The organism is Roseateles paludis (genome assembly GCF_039872745.1).
Taxonomy (GTDB): Bacteria; Pseudomonadota; Gammaproteobacteria; order Burkholderiales; family Burkholderiaceae_C; genus Pelomonas; species Pelomonas paludis.
Genome location: NZ_JBDPZD010000001.1, coordinates 726,207 through 751,464, shown reverse-complemented (window position 1 = coordinate 751,464; position 25,258 = coordinate 726,207). Strand labels below are relative to the sequence as shown.

Sequence of the window (25,258 nt, the reverse complement as noted above, 5' to 3'; positions counted from 1 at the left end):
GCTCCTTCAGGCTTGAGGGACGGTGCCTAGGAAGAAGTCGTAGCGCACCAGGCCGTCGTCGCGCAGCGGGGCGAGGTGGCGGTACTCGGGGTCGGCGGCGTAGGCGGGCAGGCGGGCTGCGTCGTCCAGGAAGAAGACGACCACGCGCTGCGGGGCGAGGCCCTCGGGGTTTCCCACCGGCGTCATCACCTGCACCACGTGCTGCATGGATTCGACGTGCATGCCGTGGCGCGCAAAGAGCGGCTGGGCTTGGCGGTTGAAGGCGTCGAGGCCCGCTTCGCCAGCGGGCTTGAAGCGCACCAAGCCCACGCCGTAGAGCCGCGCGGCCACCTCGCCCTGCCCGGGCGTGGCGATGGCGCTCACGTCGAGCGCGGGGCCGGCGCAGGCCGTCATGCGGCGGATGCCGGCATCGCGTGCCGGGGCCAGGGCCTGGTACTCGGGGTCGGCCACATAGGCCTTGAAGGCCTCGGCCGAGGGCAGGGAGATTTGCTGGATGAGGTCGGGCTGCTCGAAGTCATTCGAGCCCACGATCTGGCCCTTGCCGTGGATGCGGATGACGCGCTCGATGCGCACGTCGTGCCGCGCCAGCAGCGGGCCTGAGGCCTGGCGGAAGGCGGCGAGCGCTGCGCCGCCGCCGGGCTGCAGCGAGACGAGCATGGTGAGGGTGAAGCGTGAAGGGGAGAGCATGACGATTCCTGGCGTGGACAGCACCCGGGGCGAGCGCCGAATGGCCGGCATGCTAGGGAGGCATTCACCGCAGAAAAAGCGTCAATCGTGAGAGACTTTGTCGCAATTTAGGAGGCAATGACCTTGAAGCTGGACAGCCTGGATGAGCTGCGCGTCTTCGTGCAGGTGGTGCACTCGGGCGGCTTCACGGCCGCTGGCCTGGTGCTGGGGCGCGAGACCAATGTGGTGAGCCGTCTCGTAGCGCGCCTGGAGGCGCGGCTGGGGGTGCAGCTGCTGGTGCGCACCACGCGGCGCGTGGCCACCACGCACGAGGGCCGGCTCTTTCTGGCGCATGCCGAGCAGCTGCTGCGCAGCGCGGCCGAGGCCGAGCAGTCGCTGCGCCAGTCGGTCACCGTGGTCGAGGGCAGCATGCGCGTGGCGGTGCGCACCACCACCACGCAGTTCGGCTTTGTGCAGGACCTGGTCGGCCTGCTGCAGCAGCACCCGCAGCTGGCGATCCAGCTGCTGGTCAGTGACAGCGAACCCGACCTGGTGGCCGAGCGCATCGACGTGGCCGTGCGCATTGGCGACCTGCCGGATTCCTCCTGCCTGAGCCGCCCGTTAGGCTCAGTGCGCTTTGTGCCCGTGGCGGCGCCGGCCTACTTTGAGGGGCGCGAGCGCCCCGCCACCCCGGCGGACCTGGCCGGCCACGAATGCGTGCTGGCCCTGCAGGGCCGGCCGCAGACGCACTGGCCGCTGGTGGGGCCGCGTGGCCGTTTTTTGGAGGCGCCGGTGGCGGGCCGCTTTGCGTGCTCTGACGTGCGGGCCCAGGCCGACGCCGTGTATGCGGGCCTGGGCATTGGCCTGCGCCCGGCGGGCGAGGCGCGCAGGGCGGTGGCGGAAGGCAGCCTGGAGCGCGTATTGCCCGGCTGGAGCCTGGCGCCACTGGCCGTGCACGGCCTGCTGCCGCCGGGGCACACCGCGAATGCCCGCAGCGATGCGGTGCTGGACCTGCTGAAGGCGGCGGTGAAGCGCGTCGGGTGATCGATCAGCTGTTCGATCAGTTGATCGGGGCCTGCCAGTCGTCACTGGCCGTGACGCCCCCGTCCACCCAGATCCACTCGATCTTTTGGTAGGTGAAGCTGACCTCCTCGTTCTGCGCATAGCGGACGAGCTCGGGGTTCTTGTTGTTGAGCATCACCTGCCGGATGGTGGCAATGCTGGCATTGGTGAGCTTGATGGTCAGGTACTTTTCCTCCACTGCCAGACCACCGCGCGGGGTGGGGCGGTAGAAGTCGATTGTGGCGCTGGGCAGGGTCTCGTTGGTCACCAGGGCATGGCGCAGCAGCGGGGTGCTGCGGTCCAGCTCCTTGGTGATGACGAAGGGCCGGTGCTGGCGCTTGCCCGAGGGCAGGCCCGATGCCGCGTCGCGCGGCGAGTTGAGCTCGTGGCTGGCAGCGATGACGACGATGGCGTCCTCGCGGCCTTTGACCCGGGAGTCGCCTTTGATGTCGCCCTTGGAGCCCTTGAGAAACAGGTAGGCGTTGGGCTCGGCCTGCGCGGGCAGGACGAAGGCGACGCTGGCCAGAGCCAGGGCCGATACGGAGAGAAGGCGGAGGAGTCGCATGAGGGTCTCCCTAGGGCTGTTGCGGGAAGCTGCGCAGGCTAGCCGCAGCGCGGCCAGGGCGATACCCCCACGAGTCAAAGCGCAGGCGCGTTGCTAGCCCAACCACCCCTTCGCCACCGCGCGCCGCGCCAGGTCCACCAGCGCCACCGCAATCACCAACACCAAGCCCTGCAGGATGAACGCGGCCTGGGGAATTGCCGAGGTGCCGGCCTGCATGACGAGGCCGATGTCCTGCAGCACCACGCCGACGAACGACGCCACCAACACCGGCACCGCCCAGCGCTTGCGCAGCAGCAGGGCCAGACAGCCGAGCGTGCCGCCCACCACCGCCACAAAGCTTGCTGCCACCGACCAGAGCGGCCGGGCCTGTCGCAAGGTCTGCTGGTCAGCCGGCAGCGCGGCCAGTTGCTCGGGCGTGGCCAGGGCATCCATCAACACGGCCATCAGTCCAAAGGCGTTCCAGAGCAAGGCCAGAACGGCGACGACGACGAACCAGGTGGGCGGCTTTTGCATGCGGGGCTCCTCGATGGAATCTTTGATTGACGGAATCTGAGCAGAGAAGCTGCACCCCCACAATCCTGTCGATCCTGAGCCCCGTCGCACGTTGAGAGACACCACTTCGAAAGGCACTTGATGAAGATCACCGTCCAAGCCCTCGTCCGCGCCCCGCTCTCAGCCGTCTGGGCGGCCTGGAGCGACCCCGAGGCCATCAAGGTGTGGAACACCGCGTCTCCCGACTGGCACACCACCGCCGCCAGCGTGGACCTGCGCGTGGGCGGCCAGTTCTCGTCGCGCATGGAGGCCAAGGACGGCAGCTTCGGCTTCGACTTTGCGGGCACCTACTCGGCCGTGGAGCCGCACCGGCTGATCGTGTCCCAGCTCGGTGACCGCGAACTGCGCGTGGAGTTTAGCGAGGGGCCCGAGGGCGTGACGGTGCGCGAGACCTTTGACGGCGAGCCCACGCACTCCGAGGAGCAGCAGCGCGCCGGGTGGCAGGCGATTCTGGACAGCTTTGTGAGGTACGTGGAGGGGCGGGGCTGAAGCTCAGCGCTTTGGCTGAGTCCCAACCCATTCGGCAAACCGCAGTCGAAGCCAGAATTCGCCTCCATGCCTGCGGCGTCCTCCCTACTTTCCAAGTCTCTGCAAGAGAAGCTCCGCGTCGGTCGGCTGCGTACGGGCCGGGTGGTCTTCGCGCTGGTGGTGGCGGCACTCCTGGCGGTGATGTTGGCCTGGGTCTCGCTCTCGAAAGCCCATCGAGACGCTCGCGCTGCGATCAATGAGTCGCCGATCGTCGCCCGAAAACTCGGGGCCGTGCGCATGGCCATTCCGATCGGATTCCGCTACGTAAACCGGGGTTCAAGCTGTGCTGTCTGCACCTACTGGGTGTTTGGCAGTGACCACTCAGCAATCGTGAAAGTTGGACTATCGATGCCGCAGTGGCAGCCCGCATGGACGGTCGATGCCGTCATCGTCGGCTTGCACGGGGCATCGAGTCTCAAGTGCTGAGGTCTTCACGCTCAACAACACCACCGGCGCAATGAGGGCGCGTGAACGCTTCGGCGATAGGACGGGTTAGCGGGCCCCAATGCGGCCGCCGGGACGCACGGCGGCTACCTTGACCCCCTCGATGCGCTCCATATCCACCCTCACCACTTGCTGGTAGCGTGACCCAGGCGGCTGATGTAGCCGCCCGTGTCATCCACCCACCTCGTCTTGGAGACCCTATGGTGAGCCGTCGCGACCTGCTGATCGCCTTGTTGTCAGCCAGCCTGACCTGTGCCGTCGTTTCCCTCGCTCATGCGGACAAGGCGGTCCTGGGGCCCCTGGCCATCGACTGGAGCGAGATCCCGGTCCGCAAGACCGACGTGGGCGAATACCGCCAGGTCGTCAGGGCCCCCACGGCCACGCTCGAAGAGCTGGAGCTGCACATCACGACGCTGCAGCCGGGCACGACCTCGCACGCGCCGCACAAGCACGTGAACGAGGAGCTGGTGATCCTGCGCGAAGGCACGGTCGAGGTCTTGTCGGGCGGAGAGTGGAAGCGTCTCTCGCCCGGATCTGTGGTCTTCAATGCCAGCAATTCGATGCATGCGCTGCGCAATGTCGGCTCGGTGCCGGCGGTCTATCACGTGGTCAATTGGTCGTCGGCTGAAACCCGGCGGCTGGAGCAGGCCGAGAAGGCGAGCAGGGCCCCATGAACCCGTTCGACCGCAGGAGCTTCCTGCAACTTGCCGGCTTGGCCGGGGCCGCTCAGTTCGCCGGCGCGGCAGAGAACATCTCGCACCAGGTGCTGGCCCCGGATACCCCCGCCGCATCAGGGCCGCAGCCCAGCCTCCGCTTCGCGGTGATCGGGCTGGACCACTATCACATCATGAGCATGACGGCCGCGGTGCTGCGCGGTGGCGGCACGCTGGTGTCGGTGTTGTCGACCAATACCGAAGGCCTGAAGGACAAGCAGCTGGCCGACTTCCGCGCGCAGTTCGGGAACGTCCCCGAAGCCGCCAGCGAAGACGCGATCCTGCAGGACCGGAGCATTGCGCTGGTGCTGGCCGCGCCCATCCCTGACCAGCGCGCCCCGCTCGGCATTCGCGTCATGAAGGCCGACAAGGATTACCTGAGCGACAAACCGGCCATCACCACGCTGACCCAGCTGGCCGCCGTGCGCAAGGCGGTGCGCGAAACCAAGCGCAAGTTCGCGATCATGTATTCCGAACGCCTGGAGGTGCCATCGGCGGTCAAGGCGGGTGAGCTGGTGCGGGCGGGTGCCATCGGCAAGGTGGTGCAGACCGTCAATCTGGCGCCGCACCGCGTCAATGCGCCGGTACGCCCGGCCTGGTTCTTCGAGCGGCGCCGGCATGGCGGCATCTTGTGCGACATCGGCTCGCACCAGGCCGACCAGTTCCTGTTCTACACAAACTCCAGCAAGGCCAAGGTGGTCGCCTCCCAAGTGGGCAATCTGGCCCACGCGGCGCATCCCGAGTTCGAAGACTTCGGCGACATGATCCTGGCCGGCAATGGCGGCACCGGCTACGTGCGGGTCGACTGGTACACGCCAGACGGCTTAGGAACGTGGGGCGACGGGCGCCTCTTCATCCTCGGGACAGAAGGCTATATCGAGCTGCGCAAATACATCGACCCTACGGGCCGCAAGGGCGCCAATCACCTGCTGATCGTTGACCGCAAGGAAGCCCGCTACTTCGACTGCAGCCAGATCGACTTGCCCTTCGGGCGCCAGTTTGTCGCCGACATCGTCAACCGCACCGAGACGGCACAAAGCCAGGACCAGGCGCTGCTGGCGGCGGAGCTGGTCCTCAAAGCCCAGAAGAACGCCACGAGGCCCTTGCTCTGAGCACCGCCAACGGCGGTGGAGATGCACCGGTTGATCGCGGCCCAGCTTGGCGACTGCGAGTTGCGGGTCGAGTTCAGCGTAGGCTCCGAGGGCGTGACCGTGCGCGAAACCTTCGAGAGCGAGCCCACGCACTCCGAAGAGCAGCAGCGCGCGGGCTGGCCGTCCATCCTGGACAGCTTTGTGAGGTGCGTGGAAACCGCCTGCGTCCCATGCAGTCGCAATCTGGGGGTGTCATGGGCCCTAGGTCGTCAGGCGGGGGAGGCACTGCGCTGACGTTCCTTCTCAGCGCCCGGCACCCGACGCGTTGGGGTCAACCAAGTCCGTTCGAACGACCTCGCTACCAAACTCGAACGCCACGTTCACGTTCGGCTGCGGATGCTTGTTGCGCAACCGATAGACCCGGCCTTTCAGCACTCGAACGCGAAGGTCTCGAGGCCCCGTCCAGTTCATTTCAAGCTCCGAACCGCAATTCCCTTCGAGCACAACTTCGTCTTCGACATCGCTGTAGCTCAGCGCACTTGCCGACGCCTTCTTGCCTCCACGAACGATTAAATAGGTCGAGCAGTAGCCGGCCCCAAAGGCGCCACCAAAGTGCTCGAGGCGAGCCGCATACATCGCATCGTCCGGTGACGCGACCACCTCTAGGAGGCCAACATTTTCATCTTTGACCGCCCAGGTGCAGAACCGGAAGATGCAGACAACCGCTATCAAGCCAACGAGCCCACGCCAGGTAGCTAGGCCTCGGGTGTGCCTTCGGCCGTGAGCTGTCGGCGCCGAGCCTTCCACGTCAGCCGCCCAGCACCCTCAAAATCTCCCGCCCATAAGCCTCCAGCTTCTTGGCCCCCACGCCGCTGATGTCGGCGAGTTCGGCCTCGGAGGATGGGTTGACGCGCGCCATCTCGGTCAGCGTCACGTTCTGGAAGATCACGTACGCGGGCAGGCCGTGTTCGCGGGCGACTTCGGCGCGCCAGGCTTTGAGGGCTTCGAAGCGGGCTTGCGCGTCGGCGTCCAGGCCCTCCACGGGGCGGGAGGTGGCCTTGCTGGCGCGGGCCTTGCGGCTCGTCTTGGTGCGGCCTTCGGGCTGGGCCTCGCGCAGGCGCAGGCTGACCTCGCCCTTGAGCACGGCGCGGGCCGAGTCGGTCAGGGACAGGGTGTGCCACTCGCCCTCAGCCACCACGTGCCCGAGGGCGATGAGCTGGCGCAACACGGCGCGCCATTGCAGCTCGGACAGCTCGGCGCCGCAGGCCCAGGTGGAGAGGCTGTCGTGGCCGTACTGGCGGGTCTTGTCGGTGGCCTTGCCACGCAGCACGTCGATGAGGTGGCCGGCGCCAAAGCGCTCGCCGCGCTGGTGGAAGCGGTAGATGCAGGACAGCAGCTTGCGCGCGGGCTCGGTGGCGTCCCAGGTGGCGGCCGGGTGCAGGCAGTTGTCGCAGTTGCCGCAGGCTGAGCTTTCTTCGCCGAAGTAGCGCAGCAGGCGCACACGCCGGCAGTCGGTGGCCTCGGCCAGGGCGAGCAGCGCATCGAGCTTGCCGCGCTGGCCTTGCTTGAAGGTCTCGTCGGCGGGGCTCTCGTCGATCATGCGGCGCTGGTTGACGACGTCGGCCAGGCCATAGGTCATCCAGGCGTCGGCGGGGGCGCCGTCGCGGCCGGCGCGGCCGGTCTCCTGGTAGTAGGCCTCGATGTTCTTGGGCAGGTCGAGGTGGGCGACGAAGCGCACGTCGGGCTTGTCGATGCCCATGCCGAAGGCGATGGTGGCCACCATGACGAGACCTTCCTCGCGCAGAAAGCGGTCCTGGTGGACGCGGCGCGTGTCGGCATCGAGGCCCGCGTGATAAGGCAACGCCTTGAGCCCCTGGCTGCTGAGCCACTCGGCGGTCTCGTCGACCTTGCGGCGGCTCTGGCAGTAGACGATGCCGGCCTCGTCTTCGTGCTCGTCGCGCAGCCAGCGCAGCAGCTGGTCGCGCGGGGAGCCGGCCTTCTCGACGATGCTGTAGCGGATGTTGGGCCGGTCGAAGCTGCTGATGAAGACGCGCGCTTCGTGCAGGCTGAGCCGCTCGATGATGTCCTGACGTGTCAGCTCATCGGCAGTGGCCGTGAGGGCGATGCGCGGCACGTCGGGGAAGCGCTCGTGCAGCAGCGAGAGCTGCAGGTATTCGGCGCGGAAGTCGTGCCCCCACTGGCTGACGCAGTGCGCCTCGTCGATGGCGAAGAGGCTGAGCAGGCCGCGCTCGTGCAGCGAGGTGAGCTGGGCCAGGAAGCGCGGCGTGGTGATGCGCTCGGGCGCGGCATAGAGCAGCACCAGGCGGCCGCTCATCAGCTCGCGCTCCACGTGGGCGGCCTCGTCGCTGCTGTGGCTGGAGTTGAGGAAGGCGGCGTGCACGCCGGCCTCCTCCAGCGCGCCAACCTGGTCGTGCATCAGCGCGATCAAGGGGCTGACGACCACAGCCACACCCTGGCGACGGCGGTGGCGCAGGATGGCGGGCACCTGGTAGCAGAGGCTCTTGCCCCCGCCGGTGGGCATCAAGACCAGGGCATCGCCCCCGCCGGCCACATGCTCGACGATGGCGCCCTGCTGGCCGCGGAAGGCGCCGTAACCGAAGACATTGGCAAGGACGCCCAGCGGGGTGTCGGAATCAGGAGAATGGGCAGGCGGCGTCATGGGCCGCGCGATTGTCGATGCACGATGACCTCTGACGAACTCCGCCAACGTTTGATCCGCAACTTCCACGAGCAGCCGCGCGAACGCTTCGTGCGGCCGCCGCTGTACGACAGCGAGTCAACCTCGATGACGAAAGGCACGGCCGCCCAGCAGCTGGGCGCCGCCTTCGACATCGTCGCCCCCGGCCAGCAGAGCTGCCCCTACCACTACCACTTCGCCGAAGAGGAGATGTTCATCGTCCTCCAGGGCGAAGGCACGCTGCGTGTGGCCGGCGAGCTGCTGCCCATCCGGGCCGGTGATGTCATCACCATCCCGGCGGGGCCCGAGTACCCGCACCACATCCTCAACACCTCGGGCGCACCGCTGCACTACCTCAGCATCAGCACGCAGAAGGAGCCGGAGATCTGCGTCTACCCGGACTCGGGCAAGGTCGGCAGCTTCGCGCCGGGGCTGCGGCTGCTGCAGCGGCACGATGCGGGGCTGGACTATTGGGACGGCGAGCCCTGAGGCTTGGGGCGACGTTGAATAAGTCCCCGCAGATGCGCGCGCCTCGATTCGGGATGGGCAGCTAGGCGCAAAGCACAGCGATACCCGTAGGTATCGCGAGCATTTGCAACGACGCAGACCGCCCGAAGTCGAGGGTGCGCGCGCTGCGAGGGACTTGTTCAGCGTTGCCTTAGTAATGCGGCGGCAGCTCGTCGCGCAAGGTGCGAGGCGCATTGGGGTCAGCCAGCCGGTCCACCTGGCCGCGCAGCTCGCCCAGGTGGCGCAGCAGCGCGTCGATCTGCTGCTGCTGGCGCACGATGACCTGGTTGAGCTGCTCGACGGTGTCTTCGGTGAAGCTGGCCTTGACTTCCAGGTCGGTCAGGCGAGCGTCAATGCGCGGGTCGATGTCGGGCTGCGGCGTGTCCATGCCTGAATTGGGCCACAACAGCCTTCAGCGCTTTTCACCCTTGGACGAGATGGAGCCCATGCCCGAGACATGGCGCTGCACTTCCTTGGGTTGGCCGTAGTAGTCCACGCCGCCAATGCCGCTGATGGTGGCGGCGAGCTTGTCGGTGACCCAGAGCGAGGCGTTGCCGATGCCGCTGATGTTGATGCGCGCGTTCTCAGCCTTGAGCCGGTCGGCCGTGACGCGGCCCTTGCCGGACACGCGCACGTTCAGCTCGCCCACCTGGCCGGCCAGGTGGCCGTCGCCGGCGCCGGAGACGTCGAACTGCAGCTGCTGGGCCTGCAGTTGGTCAAAGCGCACGCTGCCCGCGCCGGAGATGCTGAGCTTGAGTTGCTCGGCCTGCACGGGGCCGGGGGCATGCAGGTCGGCCGCGCCCGCGAGGGTGACCTGGCGCAGCTGCCGCACCTCGACCTTGATGTTGATGCGCGGCACGTTCCAGAAGCGCCAGGTGCCGCTGGGGCGGATGGTGAGCTGCTGGTCGGCCACGTCCACGTCGAGCGCGCGCAGCATCTCGGGGCTGCCCCAGACATAGGCCTGCTCGCGCTCGCCCTGCACAAGGATGAGCTTGGCAACGCCGTCCACCAGGATGCGGTCGAAGGGCGCGAGCTGGAACAGCTTGCCCACCTCGCCCGGCGGCAGCGGGGGTTGCGGCGGCTGTGGAAGCGGGGCCGGCGCCGCTGGGGCGGCCGGCTGTGCGGTGGGCGCGGGCGGGGAGACAGGCCCGCCAGACGATGACGGGGGCGCGGGCTGGGCCTGCACGAGGGCAGCCAGCAGCGCACCGGTTGCCACCAGGCCACGGGCGGTGAGTGCAGAGAAGGATGTCATAGCGATTGCTCCCGCAACATCTTGGAGACCTCGCGGTTGGCGGTGATGCGCGTGCCGTCGCGCAACTGCACGACGAGCTGCGAGTTCTCGTCAGGGGTCATGCTGTCCACGTAGTCCAGGTTGACGATGCAGCCGCGCTGCACGCGCAGGAAGCGCGCGGGGTCGAGCCGCGACTCGAAGCCGGCGATAGGCACGCGCACCAGGTAGCTGCGGCCCTTGCTGGTGATGGCGGTGTATTTGTTGTCGGAGCGCAGGCACTCGATGGCGTCCACCTGCAGCGGAAAAATCTTGCCCTGGTCGCGCACCAGGATGCGGGTCAGCGGCGCGTCGGGCGCGCTGCCCAACGCCTGGGCCACCTCGGCCGCGCTCGGGGCGGCGTCTTTGAGCGCATGCCGGATGGCCTCGTCAAAGCGCTCGCGTGCAAAGGGCTTGAGCAAGTAGTCCACCGCATGCAGCTCAAAGGCCGTGATGGCGTGCTCGTTGAAGGCCGTGGTGAAGATGAAGCGCGTGCTGGCGAGCTCGGCGTCATCCTGCACGGCGCGCAGCACATCCAGGCCCGTCATGCCGGGCATCTGGATGTCCGACAGCACCAGCGCCGGCTTGAGCGCCCGGATCTGCGCCAGCGCCTCGTCGCCATCACCGCAGCGCGCCACCAGGCGCAGGCCCGGGGTGTCTTCCACCCAGGCCGCCAGGCCAGCCAGGGCCAGGGGTTCGTCTTCGGCGATCAGAACAGAAGTGCTCGTCATGCGCGCTACCTATCGCGTGAATTCAGTCAGGCCACGGCCAAAGCCGATCGGAAAACCCAGCGGCACCCGTGGAACCGGCTTTGCCGGGCCACTGAGTGCGCCCCCTTGAGGGGCCGAGGCCGGACACGCAACTGCCCTGTGGGCAGTTCGAGCCTGCCGAGGGGCTGCGCCACTGGCGCAGCGCGGCCTGCAAGGCCGGCGAAGCCGGTACGGGGTGGGCGTCATTGGGGTATCCAGAGATCGACGCGAAAGCCGGCGCCGGGGGCGGTATGAATTTGCAGCCGCGCCCGCCCGTCGTAGTCGAGCGAGAAGCGCTTGCGCAGCGCGGCGAGGCCGATGCCGTGGCGGCCACTGGCATCGGGCGCATCGAGCTTGGCGGGATCGCAGCCCGGGCCGTCGTCCGCCACACCGAGGCGCAGGCCGGCAGAGAGCGCGTCCCGCGCGGCGCGGATGGTGATGCAGCCGCCACCCTTGCGCGGCGCAATGCCGTGCTGCACGGCGTTCTCCACCAGGGGCTGCAGGGTCAGCGGCGGCAGCTCGTCGGCCAGCACGGCCTCGTCGATCTGCCAGTCCACCCGCAAGCGCTCGCCCAGGCGCAGGGCCTCCAGGGCCAGATAGTCGCGCAGGAAGGCCACCTCGTCGGCCAGCGGCACGCGGGGCTCGTGGCCCGTGGCCGCCACATCGCTGCGCTTCGTATCGAGCACGTAGCGCAGCATGCTGGCAAAGCGCAGCAGGGCCTGCTCGGCCTGGGCGGCGTCGGTGCGGGCCAGGGCGATCAAGGAGTTGAGGGTGTTGAAGAGGAAGTGCGGGTTCAGCTTGCCGCTGATGGCCGCCAGCTCGGCCTTGGCCAGCGCGGCCTCGGCCTGCGCCGCCGCCACCGCCGCCGAGCGCGCCGCCCGGCCCTGCAGCACGGCGTTGAAGGCAATCGCCATGGCGGCATACACCGCCACGCCCACGATGCCGCGCCACAGCAGCACCGCCTGCAGCACGGCGCCGGCATGCACGGGGCCGAAGAGCAGGCTGTTCAGCAAGTACTCGCCCACCAGCCAGGCCAGGCCAAAGCTCAGCGCCCCCACCAGGTGGCCCAGCGCAAAGGGCACCAAGGGCCGCCGGTACAAGCGGCGCGTCCACGGCCAGACGGCCACGCCCAGCAGCGCCGGCGCCCACAGCGTGGTGGTGGCCTGGTAGACCGCCAGCCAGAACGGGTCCAGCCCCCGGTCGAACTCGCTCCCGGCCAGCACATAGAGCGCCCAGGCCAGCAGGCAGCTGGCGGCGTAGGCCAGCCACAGACGACCATTGCTGCGGCCATTGCTGCGGGGACTGGACGGAGTGGCAGGGGACGACATGCAGGGCAGTTTAGGGAGCCACGCCGCCGCCGGGCGGGCGCTGCGACGGGATGCGGGCGTCAGTCCCTGAAATGCGGCTGTTGGCGGCACCTGCGGGCTTCCCATCGGACGGCCAGCGGGGCGGGCTGGGCATAATCCGCGACCTCAGATTCCCCCTAGGGCAGGACCGCCATGGCCAGCGTCAACAAAGTCATCCTCATCGGCAACCTGGGCCGCGACCCAGAGGTCCGCTACAACCCCAACGGCGGCGCCTGGTGCACGATTTCCATCGCCACCACCCGCAACTGGAAGAACCGCGAGACCGGCGAGCGCCAGGAAGAAACCGAATGGCACCGCGTGGTCTTCAATGACCGCCTGGCCGAGATTGCCGGCGAGTACCTGCGCAAGGGCCGCCCGGTCTACGTGGAAGGCCGCCTCAAGACCCGCAAGTGGCAGGACAAAGAAGGCCGCGACACCTACACCACCGAAATCATTGCCGACCAGATGCAACTGCTCGGCGGCCGTGACGGTGGCGACGAAGGCGGCGGCGGTGGTGGCGGCTACGGCCGTGGCGCCGGCATGGACGACGACGGTGGCGGCGCCCCGCGCGCAGCCGCCCGCCCAGCAGCCCCCCGCGCTGCCCCGGCCCCACGTGCTCCGGCCCCGGCGCCCAAAGCCTCGACGGGCTTTGACGACATGGACGACGACATCCCGTTCTGAGCGTCTGACATGACACCCGCACAGCCCGGCTCCGCAAGGAGGCCGGGCTTTGTTTTGACAGCCTTGCCGTGACGCCCCCCGCCCAGCCCCTGCGCGTGCTCTCGGTCATCCCCCCGATGACCCAGCTCAACACGCCCTACCCGTCCACCGCCTATCTCACGGGCTTTTTGCGCTCGCGCGGGGTGGATGCGCGGCAGGTGGATTTGGCGCTGGCACTGGTGCTGCGCCTGCTGGCGCCCGAGGGGCTGCGCGAGCTGCACGCGGCGGCAAGCCGGGTGAGCACGCCGCAAGCGCAGTGGTTCTGCGCCGAGTTCGACCGCATCCTGGCCGTCACGCCACGCGTGATCGCCTTTTTGCAGGGGCGGGACGCCACCTTGGCCCACCGCATCAACACGCGCGGCTTCCTGCCCGAGGGCGCGCGCTTTGCGGCGCTGGACCACTACGTGCACGCCGAGGACGAGGGCGGTGACCCGCTGGCCTGGGCCTTTGGCGCCCTCGGGTTGCAAGACCGCGCGCGGCACTACGCGACGCTCTTCCTCAACGACCTGGCCGACGTGCTGCGCGAGGCGGTGGATGAACGCTTCGAGTTCGTCCGCTACGCCGAGAAGCTGGCCGCCGCGCAAGCCCACTTCGACCCACTGGCCGAGGCCCTGGCGCGCGAGCCGCACCTCATCGACCGCACACTCGCGAAGCTCACCGACGAAGCCCTCGCCCAGCACCAGCCCCATGTGGTGCTGCTCTCGGTGCCCTTCCCCGGCTCGGTCTACGCGGCGTTGCGCATTGCCAAGCAGGTCAAGGCCCGCGCGCCGCAGACCACCATCGTGCTGGGCGGCGGCTACGTCAACACCGAGCTGCGCGAGCTGCGCGAGCCCAGGCTCTTCGACTTTGTGGACTACGTGACCCTCGACGGCGGCGAGCGGCCATTGCTCGCGCTGCTGGAGCACCTGCAAGGCCAGCGCTCACGCGCGCGGCTGGTGCGCACGTTCATGCGCGATGAAGGCCAGGTCCGCTACGTCAACTTCGTCGAACCCGACATCCCTTTCGACGAGGTCGGCACGCCCACCTGGGACGGGCTGCCGCTGGGTGACTACCTGAGCCTGCTCGACATGCTCAACCCCATGAACCGGCTGTGGAGCGACGGGCGCTGGAACAAGCTCACCGTGGCCCACGGCTGCTACTGGAAGAAGTGCAGCTTCTGCGATGTCAGCCTCGACTACATCTCCCGCTACGAGGCCGCCTCGGCCAGCGTGCTGGTGGACCGCATCGAGGCCATCGTCGCCGAGACCGGCCAGACGGGCTTCCACTTCGTCGACGAAGCCGCCCCGCCCAAGGCCCTCAAGGCCCTCGCGCAAGAGCTGCTGCGCCGGGGCGTCGCCATCTCGTGGTGGGGCAATGTGCGCTTTGAAAAAACCTTCACGCCCGAGCTGGCCGCGCTGCTGGCCGAGAGCGGCTGCATCGCCATCTCGGGCGGCCTGGAGGTGGCCTCCGACCGCCTGCTGCAGCTGATGAAAAAGGGCGTCAGCGTCGAGCAGGTGGCGCGCGTCACCAAGGCCTTTGCCGACGCCGGCATCCTCGTCCACGCCTACCTGATGTACGGCTTCCCCACCCAGACCGTGCAAGACACCGTGGACGCGCTGGAGTACGTGCGCCAGCTCTTTGAAAACGGCTGCCTGCACAGCGGCTTCTTCCACCGCTTTGCCTGCACCGTCCACAGCCCCGTCGGCCGCGACCCCGACGCGTATGGCGTGCGCCTGCAGCCGCTACCGGAAGGCCACTTCGCCAAGAACGACGTCGCCTTCATCGACCCCACCGGCACCGACCACGACGCCCTCGGCCAAGGCCTCAAGAAGGGCCTCTACAACTTCATGCACGGCATTGGGCTGGAGCAGGACGTGCGCCGTTGGTTCCCGGTCAAGGTGCCGAGGCCGACGGTGGCGAGGGATTGCATTGAGAGGGCGTTGACGAAATGAACAAGCTCATCACCTGGGCGCTTGCTGCAGCGGGCGCGCTTGCCACGGCGCAAAGCAACGCCAGCGACCTCCTCCCCGACTCCCTCCACTCCACCGCCCTCGGCGCCGAGCTGAAGTTCAACATTTACCTGCCCGACGCCTACAAGGACGCGCCGCCCACCGCGCGATTTCCGGTGGTCTACCTGCTGCACGGCGCGGGGGGCAACGAGACGGACTGGGCGCAGCAGGGCGGGGCGGTGCAGACGCTGGACGGACTCATCAAGCGCGGGTTGATCCGGCCGGTGATTGCGGTGATGCCGACGACGGGGCCGCACACCTGGTGGGTGGATTCGGGCGCAGCCAAGGCGCGCACGGCGCTGATGAACGAGCTGCTGCCCTATGTGGACGGCAAGTACCGCACGGTGGCCGAGCGCAACGGCCGCGCGGTGGCTGGGCTGTCGATGGGCGGCTATGGGGCCTTGAACCTGGCGCTGCGCCACCCGGACAAGTTCTGTGCGGCGGGCCTGCTCAGCGCGGCGGTGTACGAGCCGCTGCCGCCCGAGACCTCGGCCGCGCGGCGCTCGCCAGCCTTCCAGCGCGAGGGGCGTTTTGACCCCGAGGCCTGGCGGGCGCAAAACCACCCGGCCTTGCTGGCGCGCTACAGCAGCGGCCCGCAACGGGTGCCAATGTGGATCACCTCGGGCGACCACGATGCGCTGGGCATCGCGCTGGCCTCGGCGCAGCTGTATTGGCGTTTGCTCAAGATCCAGCCCCAGCTGGCCGAGCTGCGCATCGTCGATGGCGATCATGAATGGCTGACCTTCCGGGACGCGCTGCCGGAGGCGCTGCAGTACATGGACCGGGCTTGCGCGAAGGCGCCTTGAGGCTCAGCGAGGCCCAAACACCTTGGCGGGGTCCTGCACGCTGTACTGCAGGCCGTGCTTCATGCAGGTGCCGCAAAAAGGGTGGCGGTATTTGGCGCGCTCCAGCTCGGCGTGCGGGGTGCTGACGAAGTCCAGGCCCAGCATATTGGGCTTGTCGTAGACGCTGCAGCACAAGGCGACGCTGCCGTCGTGGTTGATGACGGTCTGGTTGAAACGCAGCTCGCAGTCGTGCTGGGTGCTGCGACTGGCCTTGATGCGGGGCAGGTAGACGGCCGGGGGCTCAATGAGCAGGTCGTGCACGGGGTCGGGCGGAGCGCGGCCTTCGAGGTGGTCGATGAGGCGTTCGAGGGGCTGGTAGAAGGCGGCGATGGGGTGGTGCTCGAAGCGGAGCTCGTCGCACAGCGCGCGGACGGCGGGGACCTGGTCCTGCGTGTCCTTGTAGAGGTGGTGGCCGACCCAGACGCGCGTGCTGGCCTGGGTCTTGTCGAGCCAGTGGCGCAGCAGGTAGAGGTTGGCGCGCACGAGGTGCAGGTCGCCACGCACGTGGGTGCGCTGGTAGGTGGCCTGGGTGAAGCCCGAGAGCGAGACCTTGAGCTCGTCGGGGTTGGCGCGGGCCAGCTCGGGGATGCCGCGTTCGATGTTGAGGTTGCTGGACAGGTGCACGGTGAGCCCGCGCACGTGGACGGCGCGCACCAAGGCCGGCAGCTCGGGGTGGAGCAGGGGCTCGCCCCAGTTGTAGAGCCAGATCTGCGGCCGTTCAGCGACGCGCTCAGCCACGATCTTGTCGAGGATGCGCTCGAACAGCTCGGGCTCCATGAAGCCCTTGGGCCGCTCGGCCGCCGCGAAGTTGCCGACCGGGCAGGTGGGGCAGCGCAGATTGCAGGTGCCGACGACGTCGATGGCGTAGACGTAGCTGGCGCTCTCGCGCGGGGTGTAGCGCAGCAGGCTGCGCTGCTGGAGTTCGTCCCAGACCTCGGGCGCCAGGTGCGGGCGCGGACGCAGGCGCGCGAGGGCTTGCGCCACGGCCGCATCGGGCGGGGTGAGGGCGACGCTTCGCTCCAGCCAGATCAGAGCGGACTCCCACAAACCATGTTCGTAGAGGCGCATGCCGATGACGGGCAGGCTTTGCGCCCACTGCGGGTGGCGGCCGTCTTCGCTGTGGGCGCGCTCCAGCAGGGGCAGCGCCTCGCTGATGCGGCCCTGCTGCAGGCGCAGCAGCCCGAGGTTGTGGCGCAGCGCGGGCTGGAAGCTTGGACCTTGTAGCAGACGCTCGTAGAGGGCGGCGGCTTCGTCAAGCCGGCCCTGGCGCTGCAGCTCGGTGGCGCGGTCTGCGTCGGTCGTCATGGCGTGGTGGTGGCGCGCAGCCGCAGATAGAGCGCTTCCAGCTGGCGCGCAAGGTCGGCGCCGTCCATGAGCGGAGAGGCACTCATGGCCGCGCGGGCGCCGTGCAGCCAGGCACTGCGGGCTGCGGTGTCGTCGGCCAGCCGCAGGCAGGTTTGCAGCCAGGCCTCAGGGGTGGTGGCAATCCAGCGCTCCTGCCCCAGGGCACGCAGCACCATCTCGGTCTGACGCGAGACGGGGCGCAAGCCACTGAGTGTCACCACAGGCAGGCCCATCCATAGCGCCTCTAGCGAGGTGATGAGGCCAGAGAAGGGCGCGGGATCGAGTGCGATGTCGAGCTCGGCGTAGGCGGCCAGCATCTGGTCGTGCGGCAGCGCAGGCGCGGTGACGATGCGCTCCGGCGCCACGCCGTGGCTGGCAAAGCGGCGACGCGTGTGCTCGGCAAAGGCGGGGTCACCAAAGCAGCTGCGGCGCAGCAGCAGACGGCTGTCGGGCCGCACGAGCAGCAGCCGGGCCCACAGCGCCACCGTGGCATCGCTCAGCTTGGCAGCCGTGTTGAAGCTGCCGAACGTGATGCCGCCTTGCCGGCTGCTGGCCACGCTGACGGCTGGCGCGGGCGCATAGCTGGGCGCTCGCCACGCGATGTGCGGGCGGCCGAGGTGCAGCAGAGGCTCGGTGTACCAAGCGGCGGCGGGCGCATCGCCCACCACGCTACCGGTGACGACACCATCCACCGCCGGCACGCCGGTGCTTGCGAAGTAACCGAGCCACGACAGCTGCACCGGTGCGGGCCGGTGTGCCAACACGCCGAGCCGCCCGCCGTCGGTGTGGCCGGCCAGCTCGACGAGCACGTCAATGCCGGCCGCCCGCACGCGCGCAGCCAGGGCGCCGTCGTCCAAGCCGCCGACTTCGTGCCAGTGCGCCACGTGGCAACGCAACTCGGCTTTGAGCGGGTCCCCCGCATGGCGGCCGTTGTCGGTGTCAAAGGCATGCAGCTCGACGGTCGCCGCGTCGTGGCCGGCCAGCACGGGGCCAAGCAGCCAGCCGATGGGGTGCTGACGGAAGTCGCTGCTGAGGTAGCCGACACGCAATGGACGGCCGCCCGTGAAGGGCTCAAAGGCGGGCGCTTCGGCCTGCGGCTGCTGCCATAGCTGACCCCAGCGCATTGCACTCTCGCGCAGGGTTTCGGCGGTGTGGCACGGGTTGTACTGCTGGGCCATCAAAAGATTGGTGGCTGCGCGGCGGTCTTGCGGGCGCATCGCCAGGGCGGCGAGGGCGGCGTCTTCGGCGGCTTGGGCATCGCCGGCTTCGAGCAGCACATTGCCAAGGTTGACCCAAGCCTCCGGGCTCGCGCCATCGAGCGTCATCGCGTAGCGAAAGGCGCCTTGGGCTTCAAGCAGCCGACCCTGCTCCTTCAATTCCAGTCCGGCGTGCTGGTGATGCATGCCAGACTGCGGCGACAAGGCCTGCGCTTGGGCATGGGCCTGTGCCGCGCCAGCACCGTCGTGCAGGGCAGCCCTGATCAAGCCGAGGTTGAACCAGGCTGCAGCCAGGCCCGGTACGGCAGCCACGGCCCGCTCGGCCTGAGCCAAGGCTTCGACGTGGCGGCCCAGCTCGTGCAAGGCCAGTGCGTGGTTGGCGCGGGCCTGGCCCGAGTCCGGCGCACGTTGCACAGCCAGGGCCAGCACAGCCTCCGCCAAACCCAGCAGCCCGTGGGCCCGGTGCTGGCCCGCGAGCGTGGTGAAGCGGTCGTGTTCAGAAAACGGGCCCGGAGAGAGGCCAAAGAAGCCGGCGGCCTCTTCCCGCTGGACGGGCGGCCCTCCAGCAGCCTGATGCGCGTCACGCGCCAGCTCGGCGAGCTGAGCCAATCCACCCGCCTCGCGCGCGGCCCCTGAGGCCAGCGCTTGCAGATAGCGCGCGCTGGCCGAGTCGGTCACTGTGCGGCGTTGGCCTCGGCAGCGCCTTGGCGGCGCCCACGGCGCACCCAGGCCCAGGCCGCAGCAGCGGCCAGCAGCAGGCCGGGCACGCTGGGTTCAGGCACGCTGCCACCGCCGCGTTGCCCAAAGAGGCCCGTGAACGAGAAGCTGAAGCTGTGCCCCGCCTGACCCAGGCCGGCGCCCTCATCGGTCAGGAAGTTGAGCTGGAATGAGAAGGGGCCGAAGCCCGGCGCGCCCAGCTTGGCGCGCACTTCCAAATGGTCCCAAAGGTCGCCGATCTGGAAGGTGTCGCCGGCGTTGAAGCCGATCAGCTCGAACATGCCGGCATCGGTGCCCGACAGCGAGGCGTCTAGCAGGGTCAGCAGGGTCTGGTTGCCGTCGGCCGCATCGGGGCTGGCATTGCCCACATCCAGGCTCCAGGCGCTGCCGGGGCTGAAGCTGCTGCCCAGGTCCACGGCGCCGCCGCGGCCCGCGCTGGTCTGGAAGTAGGGGCCGGCCAGCGCGGAGTCCGGCACAGCCGCGTCGGTGGCCCGGCAGCTGGCGGCGCCGCCGTAGGAGAGGCTCCCTGCGGGGCAACTCGCCGCAGACGTGGAGCCCGCGTATTTGACGTAAGTGCCCGGGGGGGCCGACATCGGCGCCGAAGCACCGGGGGTGGCCACAAATGTGCCCTTGGGCGCCAACAGCGCTGACGTGGCACCGGTGGTGGGCACATACATGCCCGCAGGGGCTTGAGTCGGCGCCGACGCACCCGCGACGGCAACGAAGGTGCCCACCGGCGCTGCCAGCGCCGCAGTAGCACCGGTGGTTGGCACATAGCTGCCCGCGGGTGCCAAAAGGGCAGCAGAGGCGCCGGCGCTCGGCACGTAGCTGCCGACGGGCGCCGAGCTCGGTGCGGTCGCACCAATGCCGGCTACATAAGTTCCTGGCGGCGCCAGGCTGGGTGCGGTAGCGCCCGGGCCGCTGACGTAGGTGCCGGGTTGCGCAGCAATAGGAGCGACAGCGCCGGGCGATGGCACGAAGGTGCCGGGAGGCGCTTGGGTCGGCGCCGAAGCACCCGCCGTGAAAACAAAGCTGCCCGGTGGCGCCAAAGTTGGGGCGCTAGCCCCTGTGGTGCCGACATAGCTGCCTGGGGCCGCCTGAACCGGTGCCGAAGCTCCGATGGTGGGCACGTAGGTACCAACAGGGGCGGCCAACGCGGCCGAATAGCCGGTGCCAGGCACATAGCGGCCCAGGGGTGCCGGCAGTGAAGTCGTTGCCCCAGTGAAGGGCACATACCTGCCGACCGGCGCCGGCACGGGCGCCGAAGCGCCAGCCGTGGGGACATAGGAACCAACGGGTGCCACCGCAGGCGCCGTGGCGCCCGCGATGCTGACGTAGGTTCCAGGCGGGGCCAGAGTCGGTGCCACGGCTGCGATGCCGTTCACGTAGCTACCGACAGGTGCCTGCGTAGCCGCCGAGGCGCCAATCGCCGACACATAGGTGCCGGGCATCGCCGGGGTGGCCGCAGTCGCACCGGGGAACGCCACGTAATAGCCTGGCGACGCAAGCGTGCACGGCGAGGAGCCGGTTGCGCTGTAGGACCCAGGAGCACAAAGCGCTGCTTGCGCCTCGCTCAGCGGAAGGAAGGACAGCACCGCCGCCGCCACAGCGGTGTACGCGGCCCGCCCGGCACGGGAAGCCCCGAAAGACCGTCGCGCCAGCGGGCTGGTGGCAAGAGCAATGGAGTGCTTCAAGGCGGATTCCCTGGGGCATGCAAACGTAAGGTCTGCGCGGACGCCATACCCAGCGCCCTGGCAGCAAGATGTTGGATCGATTCTAGGGAGACGTCCTCAAGCGAGTCGCTGCATTTGTCCGCCCGACCCCCCCGCTTTGCGGGGAGTACGTGCATGCTCAACACGAGCCCTTAGCATGTGTCGCCTCTCCCTCCGTCACTAGCGCCTCATGCCCACCACCCTCCAAGCCCCCAACACCATCGCCGACTGCGAGGCCGAAGCCGCCGAGCTGGTGCTCGACCGCCTGACCGCCCCCGACGCCATGGGCATTGGCCAGGCCATCCTGGCGCTGGCGCTGCAGCACTTTCCCGGCCGGGCGGTGGCCATCCAGGTGGAGCTGGATGCGCACCCGCTGTTCGTCTACTTCATGGACGGCACCAATGCCGGCAATGCCGACTGGATCAACAAGAAGAAGAACGTGGTGCGCCGCTTTGGCAAAAGCTCCTGGCAGGTGCGGCTGGAGTTCCTCGGCCGCAAGGCCGACTTCCAGGCCGAGACGGGCCTCGACCCGGTGAACTACCGCGCCGAAGGCGGCGCCGTACCCCTGAACGTGCGCGGCCAGGGCCGGGTGGGCTGCCTGATCGTCTCCGGCCTCGATGGCTGGGAGGACCATGCGCTGGCGGTGGCGGGGATGCGTCAGTGGCTCAAAGGCCGCTCTGGCGCCGCAGGCTGAACGCGACGAACCAGACGATGACGGCCATCTCGCCCATGACCATGAGCTGCACCCAGCCGCGCAGCTGCGGCTCGAACTGCGGCAGCGCCAGCGCCGCCGTGGCGCCCACCACATAGCCCACGCCGGCGGTGGCCACGAGCGCGGCCACCAGCTTGCGTGCGCGGCCCAGGCGCCACAGCAGCATCGCGAGCGGGAACAGCCACAGCCCCCAGAACACGGCGGCCACCTGCAGCCCGTCGGCGTGCAGGCGCATACAGAGCAGCGCGGCCGCATCGAGTTGCGGCTTGCTGAACGCGGCCAGGAAGTCTGCCCCGCTCACCAGCGTCAAGGCAGCCACTTCGTTCAGCACGTTGAGAAAGGTGATGGGGATGGAGACCAGCCCCAGCACGGTCATCTGGCGCGCCAGGGGTGCACTGACGGGCTTGAAGAAGTCGTAGAGCACCAGCATCAGGTAGGCCTGCACGGCCTGGTGGAAGAGTTCGCTGGCAACGCCCAGGCGCAGCAGCCAGCTGCGGTCCGCGATGCGGCTGGCGGTGAGGGCAGCGTCGGCGGCGTCGTAGAGCTGCGCGGGCACCACCATCAGGCCGATGGGGGCCGAGATGGCGAGCAAGGCGTAGAGCAGGCTGGCCTGGCGGCCGGTGCGGAGGTCGAGGGTGGTCATGAAGGGTCCCGGTAGATCAAGGCTGCAGGGCCTTGAGCCGCTCACGGGCCTTCTCGGCCGTGGCGTGGCTGGAGGGGCTGGCCAGCTCGGCGCGGTAGGCGGCGATGGCACCGGCGCGGTCGCCCACCGCCTCGCGGGCCCCGGCCAGCAGGTGGTGGATGCGTTGGCTGGCATCGAGCTGCAAGGCTTGCTCAAAGGCGCTCGCGGCAGCGGCCGGCTGGTTCAGCACCAGCAGGGCCTGGCCCAACTCGACACGGATCTCGGGGCTGCGCGCGTCCTGCTGTGCCAGGCGCTCAGCCCAAGCGCAAGCCCGCTCGGGGGCGCCGGCCTCGCGCCAGCCGCGCGCCAGGTCGACCTGCACGCCCAGCAGGTCGCGGGCGAGCTGGCGGTCGTTCCCCGGCGTCACGCCGCCGAGCAATTGCTGCGCGCTGTCAAAGGCCTTGGTGCCGATGGCGACGATGGCCTGCAGCAGCACGCCGCGCGGCGCGTCGGTACGGCCCATGCTGTCCGCCAGCTCACGCGCCTTGCGGTTGCTGCCGCCCATGAAGCCGGGCACGGCCAGGTAGTAGCCGACGAGGTCGCGGCGCATCGCGTAGTCCTGCGGCGCCAGGGCCACGGCACGCTCGAACTGGTCGCGCACTTCGCCCACGCGCCGCATGGCGGCAAAGCCGCCCATCTCCGTCAACTCGGCGCCAATCAACACCCCCAGCAGGTGCTGGCAGCGCGCGGACTCAGGTCTACTCTGCACGCACTGCCGCGCGCGGGGCATCAACTCGGCGCGCAGCTTGGCGTCACCTGCCGCCTGCCGGCCCCAGTGCCACAGCGCGGCGTCGTCCAGCGGGTCACGCGCCAGCATCTCGCGTGCCCGGGCCTCCAGCGCAGCGGGTTGGCGGGCCAGGTAAGCGCTCAGGAGGTCAGTCTCGGAGGCAGCCGCTTGGGAAGACGCCAGCGCCGTGAGCGCCAGGCACAGGAGGGAGGTGAGATGAGGTTTCATGGGTCGGCATGGTGGGCAGCCGCTGCTGGCGCCACCAGCGCTTTGCGACGGGACACGGCCCGCTGCGCCGGGGCACGGTTGACAGCGACCAAGCGTTCGCCAGGGCGCTGCACCCACCTGTCGCAGCCCATCCCCACCGGCCGTGCTTCGTCCCCCAGGCACCGCCGCCGGTCTGATGCCGCTCGCCGCGCCCGGGGCGCGTTGCCCACAATCCTCCCCCATGTCATCGATCGGGTCCGCCCTCCTCCACGTCTTTCTGCGCAAGCGCCTGCGGGTGAGCTTCATCGCCGCCACGCTGGTCTTTGTGCTGATGGCCTTTCATGCCGAGCCGGCGTGGAAGCCGATAGGCCTCGTGGCGCTGCGCGTCTACCTGCCGGCGCTGATGGGCCTGCTGGTCTACAGCGCCTTCGAGCGCTGGCCACGCCGCTTGCCCTGGCCGCTGGCGCGCTGGGCCGTGCAGGTGGTGGCGGTGTCGCTGGTGGTGCCGGGCACGGTGCTGGCGCTCTTCCTGGCCACGCTGCGCGATGGGCAGCCGCCCTTCTGGCTGGTGCCAGGCGCGCTCTGGGGCTTCATGGTGCATTTCTTTCTGGGTGCCCTGGTCAGCGCGTGGGTGGCCATGGCGGCCCTGCTGCGCCAGCGAGACGCCGACCTGCTGCGCGCCGAGCGGGCCCGCAGCGAGCTCAAGCAGCAGGCGCTGGATGCCCAGCTGCGCCTGCTGCAGGCCCAGGTCGAGCCGCACTTCCTCTTCAATACCCTGGCCAATGTCCAGGCCCTGGTCGACGCCGGCTCGCCCCGCGCGTCGCCCGTGCTGGCCAGCCTCGTCGCCTACCTGCGTGCGGCTGTGCCTCGGCTGTCGCAGCCTGACTACCGGCTCGGCCAGGAGCTGGAGATGGTGCGCGCCTATCTGGCCTTGATGCAGATGCGCCTGCCGGACCGGCTGCGCTTCACGGTCGAAGCCGAGCCAGGGCTTGAGAGCCTGCGCTGCCCGCCCATGATGCTGATGACGCCGGTCGAGAACGCGGTGCGGCATGGCATCGACCCCAGCCTGGAGGGCGGCCTCATCGAGGTCCGCATCCGCCGCTTGGAAAGTGGCCGATGTCTCGCCGAGGTGCGCGACACCGGCGTCGGCTTGCAGCCCGGTAGCCCGGGTTTGGGCACCGGCCTGCAGTCGCTGCGTGAGCGTCTGCACGCCAGCTTCGACGGCGAGGCCGAGCTGCGGCTCAGCGACGCCCAGCCGCATGGCATGCTGGCCGAGATCGAGTTCCCCGCCCGTTCATGACTGCTGTCACCGCCCTGATTGCCGACGACGAGCCCCTGCTGCGCGAGGTGCTGCGCAGCCTGCTGGCCCGGCACTGGCCCGAGCTGCAGATCGTGGCCGAGGCGCGCAACGGCGTCGAGGCGCTGGAACGCTTTGAGGCCCTGCGCCCCACGGTCTGCTTTCTGGACGTGCACATGCCCGGCCTGAGCGGCATCGAGGTCGCGCAGCGCATCGGCCACCGCGCCCACCTCGTCTTCATCACCGCCTACGACCACTACGCGCTACAGGCCTTCGAGCACGGCGTGTTCGACTACTTGGTCAAGCCCGTGCAGCTTGAGCGTCTGGCCCAGACGCTGGCACGCCTGCAGCAGCGCCTTCGGCTGGAGCAACCCGCCGTCGCCACCGAGGCCCTGCTCCAGCAACTGGCCCAGCAGCTGCAACCCGCCGCCAGCGCGCCGGCCACCCAGCCGCTGCGCTGGATCCGCGCGGCCGTTGGCGGCTCGGTGCGGCTCATCCCGGTGGACGACATCGACTACCTGAAGTCCGACGAGAAATACACCCTCGTCGCCTGGCGCGGCGATAGCGGCCGACATGCCGAGGCCCTGATCCGCACCTCGCTCAAGGCCCTGCTCGAACAGCTCGACCCCGCCCAGTTCCTGCAGGTGCACCGCGCCGTCGTCGTCAACCTCAATGCCGTCAGCCACGTGACGCCGGACGTCAACGAAAAGGCCAACCTCCACTTCAAGCACCGCCCCGAGGTGCTGCCCGTCAGCCGCACCTATCTGCATCACTTCAAGGCGGAGTGAGGGCCGGGGCTGGCTCGGAGGCTGCGTGCCTGCAGGACTCCGTGGAGACTATCTCGCTGCTACGCTTCGAAGCCCTAGCTGCACCAGCGCGAGCGTTGCGCTCATCGCGGAACC

27 protein-coding genes are annotated in these 25,258 nt (G+C 69.1%); 13 read left to right on the top strand and 14 right to left on the bottom strand.

Features of this window, described 5'->3' with window-relative positions; all coding sequences use genetic code 11:
• Positions 1-6: 6 nt before the first annotated feature.
• Positions 7-687 (bottom strand): DUF1330 domain-containing protein, encoded by a 681-nt coding sequence (locus tag ABDJ85_RS03575; RefSeq protein ID WP_347703360.1) that lies wholly within the window; start codon positions 685-687, stop codon positions 7-9.
• A gap of 123 nt (positions 688-810) precedes the next feature.
• Here ABDJ85_RS03575 and ABDJ85_RS03570 point away from each other — a divergent pair, with 123 nt between their 5' ends.
• Complete coding sequence (locus tag ABDJ85_RS03570; RefSeq protein ID WP_347703359.1) at positions 811-1,710, top strand: LysR family transcriptional regulator; 900 nt, start codon at positions 811-813, stop codon at positions 1,708-1,710.
• A gap of 16 nt (positions 1,711-1,726) precedes the next feature.
• Here ABDJ85_RS03570 and tssD read toward each other — a convergent pair whose 3' ends face one another.
• The gene (gene tssD / locus ABDJ85_RS03565) at positions 1,727-2,293 is read right to left on the bottom strand and encodes a type VI secretion system tube protein TssD (RefSeq protein WP_347703358.1); all 567 of its coding nucleotides are present in this window, start codon (positions 2,291-2,293) and stop codon (positions 1,727-1,729) included.
• Between the two features lie 93 nt (positions 2,294-2,386).
• Entirely contained in the window at positions 2,387-2,806 is a 420-nt protein-coding gene (locus ABDJ85_RS03560) for a hypothetical protein (protein ID WP_347703357.1), read from the bottom strand.
• Positions 2,807-2,926: 120 nt separating this feature from the next.
• Between ABDJ85_RS03560 and ABDJ85_RS03555 the strand changes: the two genes are divergently transcribed.
• The 5 genes from ABDJ85_RS03555 (at position 2,927) to ABDJ85_RS03535 (ending at position 5,915) form a co-directional block, all read left to right on the top strand.
• A complete protein-coding gene (locus ABDJ85_RS03555; protein ID WP_347703356.1) occupies positions 2,927-3,334 on the top strand; it encodes an SRPBCC domain-containing protein in 408 nt (135 codons plus the stop codon).
• A 66-nt stretch (positions 3,335-3,400) separates the two neighbouring features.
• Positions 3,401-3,799, top strand: a complete 399-nt coding sequence (locus ABDJ85_RS03550; protein ID WP_347703355.1) for a hypothetical protein — start codon at positions 3,401-3,403, stop codon at positions 3,797-3,799.
• A 218-nt stretch (positions 3,800-4,017) separates the two neighbouring features.
• A complete protein-coding gene (locus ABDJ85_RS03545; RefSeq protein ID WP_347703354.1) occupies positions 4,018-4,491 on the top strand; it encodes a cupin domain-containing protein in 474 nt (157 codons plus the stop codon).
• Positions 4,488-5,642 (top strand): Gfo/Idh/MocA family protein, encoded by a 1,155-nt coding sequence (locus ABDJ85_RS03540; RefSeq protein WP_347703353.1) that lies wholly within the window; start codon positions 4,488-4,490, stop codon positions 5,640-5,642. Before ABDJ85_RS03545 ends, ABDJ85_RS03540 begins: the two co-directional genes overlap by 4 nt.
• A 21-nt stretch (positions 5,643-5,663) precedes the next feature.
• Entirely contained in the window at positions 5,664-5,915 is a 252-nt protein-coding gene (locus ABDJ85_RS03535; protein WP_347703352.1) for an SRPBCC family protein, read from the top strand.
• 9 nt (positions 5,916-5,924) lie between these two features.
• Here the strand turns inward: ABDJ85_RS03535 and ABDJ85_RS03530 are convergent, their stop codons facing one another.
• Positions 5,925-6,353 carry a hypothetical protein gene (locus ABDJ85_RS03530; protein WP_347703351.1) on the bottom strand — a complete coding sequence of 143 codons (429 nt, stop codon included), beginning with the start codon at positions 6,351-6,353 and terminating at the stop codon, positions 5,925-5,927.
• Between the two features lie 76 nt (positions 6,354-6,429).
• Positions 6,430-8,301, bottom strand: a complete 1,872-nt coding sequence (recQ, locus tag ABDJ85_RS03525; protein WP_347703350.1) for a DNA helicase RecQ — start codon at positions 8,299-8,301, stop codon at positions 6,430-6,432.
• Between the two features lie 24 nt (positions 8,302-8,325).
• Between recQ and ABDJ85_RS03520 the strand changes: the two genes are divergently transcribed.
• Positions 8,326-8,808, top strand: coding sequence for a cupin domain-containing protein (locus ABDJ85_RS03520; RefSeq protein WP_347703349.1), 483 nt, complete (start codon positions 8,326-8,328; stop codon positions 8,806-8,808).
• A 169-nt stretch (positions 8,809-8,977) separates the two neighbouring features.
• Here the strand turns inward: ABDJ85_RS03520 and ABDJ85_RS03515 are convergent, their stop codons facing one another.
• The 4 genes from ABDJ85_RS03515 to ABDJ85_RS03500 all read right to left on the bottom strand — a co-directional run bounded on the left by ABDJ85_RS03515 (position 8,978) and on the right by ABDJ85_RS03500 (position 12,170).
• Complete coding sequence (locus tag ABDJ85_RS03515; protein WP_347703348.1) at positions 8,978-9,214, bottom strand: SlyX family protein; 237 nt, start codon at positions 9,212-9,214, stop codon at positions 8,978-8,980.
• Positions 9,215-9,238: 24 nt separating this feature from the next.
• A complete protein-coding gene (locus tag ABDJ85_RS03510; protein ID WP_347703347.1) occupies positions 9,239-10,078 on the bottom strand; it encodes a head GIN domain-containing protein in 840 nt (279 codons plus the stop codon).
• On the bottom strand, positions 10,075-10,824 hold the full coding sequence (locus tag ABDJ85_RS03505) for a LytR/AlgR family response regulator transcription factor (RefSeq protein WP_347703346.1): 750 nt from the start codon (positions 10,822-10,824) through the stop codon (positions 10,075-10,077). Before ABDJ85_RS03505 ends, ABDJ85_RS03510 begins: the two co-directional genes overlap by 4 nt.
• Before the next feature lie 221 nt (positions 10,825-11,045).
• Positions 11,046-12,170 carry a sensor histidine kinase gene (locus ABDJ85_RS03500; protein ID WP_347703345.1) on the bottom strand — a complete coding sequence of 375 codons (1,125 nt, stop codon included), beginning with the start codon at positions 12,168-12,170 and terminating at the stop codon, positions 11,046-11,048.
• Between the two features lie 171 nt (positions 12,171-12,341).
• On the opposite strand from ABDJ85_RS03500, the gene ssb reads away from it, so the two are divergent.
• The 3 genes from ssb to ABDJ85_RS03485 all read left to right on the top strand — a co-directional run bounded on the left by ssb (position 12,342) and on the right by ABDJ85_RS03485 (position 15,702).
• Positions 12,342-12,869, top strand: coding sequence for a single-stranded DNA-binding protein (gene ssb / locus ABDJ85_RS03495; protein ID WP_347703344.1), 528 nt, complete (start codon positions 12,342-12,344; stop codon positions 12,867-12,869).
• 116 nt (positions 12,870-12,985) lie between these two features.
• The gene (locus ABDJ85_RS03490; RefSeq protein ID WP_347703821.1) at positions 12,986-14,839 is read left to right on the top strand and encodes a B12-binding domain-containing radical SAM protein; all 1,854 of its coding nucleotides are present in this window, start codon (positions 12,986-12,988) and stop codon (positions 14,837-14,839) included.
• Positions 14,836-15,702, top strand: a complete 867-nt coding sequence (locus ABDJ85_RS03485; protein WP_347703343.1) for an alpha/beta hydrolase — start codon at positions 14,836-14,838, stop codon at positions 15,700-15,702. Before ABDJ85_RS03490 ends, ABDJ85_RS03485 begins: the two co-directional genes overlap by 4 nt.
• Before the next feature lie 3 nt (positions 15,703-15,705).
• On the opposite strand, the gene ABDJ85_RS03480 is transcribed toward ABDJ85_RS03485, so the two are convergent.
• Genes ABDJ85_RS03480 through ABDJ85_RS03470 form a run of 3 tightly spaced genes read right to left on the bottom strand, consistent with a single transcriptional unit; the run spans position 15,706 to position 19,612 of the window.
• On the bottom strand, positions 15,706-17,046 hold the full coding sequence (locus tag ABDJ85_RS03480) for a radical SAM protein (RefSeq protein ID WP_347703342.1): 1,341 nt from the start codon (positions 17,044-17,046) through the stop codon (positions 15,706-15,708).
• Positions 17,043-18,980: an O-linked N-acetylglucosamine transferase, SPINDLY family protein gene (locus ABDJ85_RS03475; protein ID WP_347703341.1), complete on the bottom strand. Its 1,938-nt coding sequence runs from the start codon at positions 18,978-18,980 to the stop codon at positions 17,043-17,045. Before ABDJ85_RS03475 ends, ABDJ85_RS03480 begins: the two co-directional genes overlap by 4 nt.
• Positions 18,977-19,612, bottom strand: coding sequence for a PEP-CTERM sorting domain-containing protein (locus tag ABDJ85_RS03470; RefSeq protein WP_347703340.1), 636 nt, complete (start codon positions 19,610-19,612; stop codon positions 18,977-18,979). The genes ABDJ85_RS03475 and ABDJ85_RS03470 overlap by 4 nt, the downstream gene beginning before the upstream one ends.
• A 1,309-nt stretch (positions 19,613-20,921) precedes the next feature.
• Between ABDJ85_RS03470 and ABDJ85_RS03465 the strand changes: the two genes are divergently transcribed.
• On the top strand, positions 20,922-21,425 hold the full coding sequence (locus ABDJ85_RS03465; protein WP_347703339.1) for a heme-degrading domain-containing protein: 504 nt from the start codon (positions 20,922-20,924) through the stop codon (positions 21,423-21,425).
• On the opposite strand, the gene ABDJ85_RS03460 is transcribed toward ABDJ85_RS03465, so the two are convergent.
• Complete coding sequence (locus tag ABDJ85_RS03460; protein WP_347703338.1) at positions 21,397-22,086, bottom strand: DUF4386 domain-containing protein; 690 nt, start codon at positions 22,084-22,086, stop codon at positions 21,397-21,399. The two genes, ABDJ85_RS03465 and ABDJ85_RS03460, sit on opposite strands and share 29 nt — an antisense overlap.
• A gap of 16 nt (positions 22,087-22,102) precedes the next feature.
• Positions 22,103-23,080: a tetratricopeptide repeat protein gene (locus ABDJ85_RS03455; protein ID WP_347703337.1), complete on the bottom strand. Its 978-nt coding sequence runs from the start codon at positions 23,078-23,080 to the stop codon at positions 22,103-22,105.
• Between the two features lie 220 nt (positions 23,081-23,300).
• On the opposite strand from ABDJ85_RS03455, the gene ABDJ85_RS03450 reads away from it, so the two are divergent.
• Positions 23,301-24,359 (top strand): sensor histidine kinase, encoded by a 1,059-nt coding sequence (locus ABDJ85_RS03450; RefSeq protein ID WP_347703336.1) that lies wholly within the window; start codon positions 23,301-23,303, stop codon positions 24,357-24,359.
• Positions 24,356-25,144 (top strand): LytR/AlgR family response regulator transcription factor, encoded by a 789-nt coding sequence (locus ABDJ85_RS03445; RefSeq protein ID WP_347703335.1) that lies wholly within the window; start codon positions 24,356-24,358, stop codon positions 25,142-25,144. The genes ABDJ85_RS03450 and ABDJ85_RS03445 overlap by 4 nt, the downstream gene beginning before the upstream one ends.
• Positions 25,145-25,258 lie beyond the last annotated feature (114 nt).

Excerpts from the sequence above, each read along its gene's own strand:
- ABDJ85_RS03520 (WP_347703349.1), top strand. The coding sequence starts at position 8,326 with ATGACCTCTGACGAACTCCGCCAACGTTTGATCCGCAACTTCCACGAG.
- ABDJ85_RS03500 (WP_347703345.1), bottom strand. The coding sequence starts at position 12,170 with ATGTCGTCCCCTGCCACTCCGTCCAGTCCCCGCAGCAATGGCCGCAGC.
- ABDJ85_RS03465 (WP_347703339.1), top strand. The coding sequence starts at position 20,922 with ATGCCCACCACCCTCCAAGCCCCCAACACCATCGCCGACTGCGAGGCC.
- ABDJ85_RS03480 (WP_347703342.1), bottom strand. The coding sequence starts at position 17,046 with ATGACGACCGACGCAGACCGCGCCACCGAGCTGCAGCGCCAGGGCCGG.
- ABDJ85_RS03470 (WP_347703340.1), bottom strand. The coding sequence starts at position 19,612 with ATGTCGGCCCCCCCGGGCACTTACGTCAAATACGCGGGCTCCACGTCT.
- ssb (WP_347703344.1), top strand. The coding sequence starts at position 12,342 with ATGGCCAGCGTCAACAAAGTCATCCTCATCGGCAACCTGGGCCGCGAC.
- recQ (WP_347703350.1), bottom strand. The coding sequence starts at position 8,301 with ATGACGCCGCCTGCCCATTCTCCTGATTCCGACACCCCGCTGGGCGTC.
- ABDJ85_RS03490 (WP_347703821.1), top strand. The coding sequence starts at position 12,986 with ATGACCCAGCTCAACACGCCCTACCCGTCCACCGCCTATCTCACGGGC.
- ABDJ85_RS03515 (WP_347703348.1), bottom strand. The coding sequence starts at position 9,214 with ATGGACACGCCGCAGCCCGACATCGACCCGCGCATTGACGCTCGCCTG.
- ABDJ85_RS03545 (WP_347703354.1), top strand. The coding sequence starts at position 4,018 with ATGGTGAGCCGTCGCGACCTGCTGATCGCCTTGTTGTCAGCCAGCCTG.
- ABDJ85_RS03445 (WP_347703335.1), top strand. The coding sequence starts at position 24,356 with ATGACTGCTGTCACCGCCCTGATTGCCGACGACGAGCCCCTGCTGCGC.
- ABDJ85_RS03455 (WP_347703337.1), bottom strand. The coding sequence starts at position 23,080 with ATGAAACCTCATCTCACCTCCCTCCTGTGCCTGGCGCTCACGGCGCTG.
- ABDJ85_RS03575 (WP_347703360.1), bottom strand. The coding sequence starts at position 687 with ATGCTCTCCCCTTCACGCTTCACCCTCACCATGCTCGTCTCGCTGCAG.
- tssD (WP_347703358.1), bottom strand. The coding sequence starts at position 2,293 with ATGCGACTCCTCCGCCTTCTCTCCGTATCGGCCCTGGCTCTGGCCAGC.
- ABDJ85_RS03485 (WP_347703343.1), top strand. The coding sequence starts at position 14,836 with ATGAACAAGCTCATCACCTGGGCGCTTGCTGCAGCGGGCGCGCTTGCC.
- ABDJ85_RS03560 (WP_347703357.1), bottom strand. The coding sequence starts at position 2,806 with ATGCAAAAGCCGCCCACCTGGTTCGTCGTCGTCGCCGTTCTGGCCTTG.
- ABDJ85_RS03510 (WP_347703347.1), bottom strand. The coding sequence starts at position 10,078 with ATGACATCCTTCTCTGCACTCACCGCCCGTGGCCTGGTGGCAACCGGT.
- ABDJ85_RS03550 (WP_347703355.1), top strand. The coding sequence starts at position 3,401 with ATGCCTGCGGCGTCCTCCCTACTTTCCAAGTCTCTGCAAGAGAAGCTC.
- ABDJ85_RS03555 (WP_347703356.1), top strand. The coding sequence starts at position 2,927 with ATGAAGATCACCGTCCAAGCCCTCGTCCGCGCCCCGCTCTCAGCCGTC.
- ABDJ85_RS03450 (WP_347703336.1), top strand. The coding sequence starts at position 23,301 with ATGTCATCGATCGGGTCCGCCCTCCTCCACGTCTTTCTGCGCAAGCGC.
- ABDJ85_RS03460 (WP_347703338.1), bottom strand. The coding sequence starts at position 22,086 with ATGACCACCCTCGACCTCCGCACCGGCCGCCAGGCCAGCCTGCTCTAC.
- ABDJ85_RS03505 (WP_347703346.1), bottom strand. The coding sequence starts at position 10,824 with ATGACGAGCACTTCTGTTCTGATCGCCGAAGACGAACCCCTGGCCCTG.
- ABDJ85_RS03540 (WP_347703353.1), top strand. The coding sequence starts at position 4,488 with ATGAACCCGTTCGACCGCAGGAGCTTCCTGCAACTTGCCGGCTTGGCC.
- ABDJ85_RS03535 (WP_347703352.1), top strand. The coding sequence starts at position 5,664 with ATGCACCGGTTGATCGCGGCCCAGCTTGGCGACTGCGAGTTGCGGGTC.